The organism is Bifidobacterium sp. UTBIF-78, assembly GCF_006408945.1.
GTDB classification, from domain to species: Bacteria; Actinomycetota; Actinomycetes; order Actinomycetales; family Bifidobacteriaceae; genus Bifidobacterium; species Bifidobacterium myosotis.
In genome coordinates this window covers 1-1482 of the sequence record NZ_JFAO01000058.1, presented here as the reverse complement: position 1 = coordinate 1482, position 1482 = coordinate 1, and the positions used below count along the sequence as shown (strand labels likewise).

Here is a 1482-nt window from a genome sequence, read left to right as displayed (position 1 = left end):
GGGGCATGGTTGACGCCGGGCATGGGTTTGCGGTACTGGTAGTCGCGGGTGGTGTCGAGTGTCTGGTCGGCGAGGATCTCGCCGGTGGCGGGGTCGACGACGATGATGGTGCCGTGGGTGATCTCCAGTTCCACGGTCTTTCCGGCGTTCTCCCTGCCGACGTTGACGGTGCGTCGTCCGCCGGCGATGCCCTTTTGCGTGATGCACCCGTCTTTGCTGACCTTGTGGGGTCTGGCGGGGACGGTGACGTCGACGCGTACGGGTTCCGTCCGCTCGGCGACGGGGACCGGCCTGCGGCGCCGGGTCTTTCCTTCGGCGGCGTCCCGTTCGTTCGCGGCCCGTGCCTCCCCGTCGCGTCTGGCCTGCTCGCGCGCGGCGATCTCGGGGTCGGGTCCGGCCTTGCCCTTCGCCTCGTACGCCTCCCTGGGCGTATGCCGGTCGAGGGCGCGGTGGGGGCGTTCCTCGTTGTACTCGCGGCGGAACTCGTCCAGCTGGCGGTTGAGTTCGTCGAGGTCGCGCGCGAGGGGCCGGGCCGCGAGCCATTGCTTGAGGGTGCGGTGCCAGCGTTCGATCTTGCCCTGGGTCTGGGGATGGTAGGGGCTGCCGTTCTTCTGGCGCACGCCCATCAACGCGAGCGTGCGCTCGAACGGGCCGGGCTCGGCCGAGTGCAGGCGGGTCGTGTACACGGTGCCGTTGTCGGTGAGCGTGGACGCGGGGATCCCGTACCGGGAGCACGCCTGGCGGAACGACTCCTCGATCGTCTTCATGGTGACCGTCGCGTGCGCGTGCGAGTACAGGAGGAACCTCGAGTGGTCGTCGAGCCAGGAGACGACGAGCGCGTCCGTGCCGTCGGCGATCGGCCAGTGGGTGAAGTCCGACTGCCACGTCTCGTTGGGCAGGTCGGCCTCGAACCTCGTGTACGAGGATCTGGGCCGTTTCCTCGGCTCGGGCCTGACCAGTCCGGCGTCCCTGAGGATCCGGTGGATCGTGGAGTTCGCGGGAGGCGTGGCGCCCTCGCGCTCCAGCCTGGCGGCGATGGACTCCGCGCCCGCGTCCAATCCCCCGGCCGTCAGTTCGCGGCGGATCGCGACGATCCGCTCCGCGATGCGCCCGTCGGTCTTGTTCGCGATGCGGCGCGCGCGACGGGAACGGGGCAGGAGGCCCGCCTCGCCGTCCTTCTCGTACCGGCGTTTCAGCTCGTGCGCCCACTGGCGGGTGACGCCGTGGCGACGGGCGGCCTCCGTCACCGGCATGCCGGCGAGGATCGCGTTGACGATGGCCCTATTGCGCAGGAACTCGCTGCGGGCGTCACCGTCGTCGCCGTTGGAATGTGCTGGTGTCAGCTTCTGTGATTGTGTATCCATACACCAATCAACCGGCACCAACCTGTAAACCATGCCCCGAGACACCCGTCAACCATGCCCCAAGACACGGCGTCAACCATGCCCCAAGACATGCGTAAACTATCCGCTCGAACTAGAC

General features: G+C 68.6%; 1 protein-coding gene. It reads right to left on the bottom strand.

The window, feature by feature from the left end:
• The coding region (locus BG22_RS09985) for an IS481 family transposase (protein ID WP_258186332.1) at window positions 1-1397 on the bottom strand (1397 nt) is incomplete at its 3' end.
• Window positions 1398-1482: the final 85 nt, after the last annotated feature.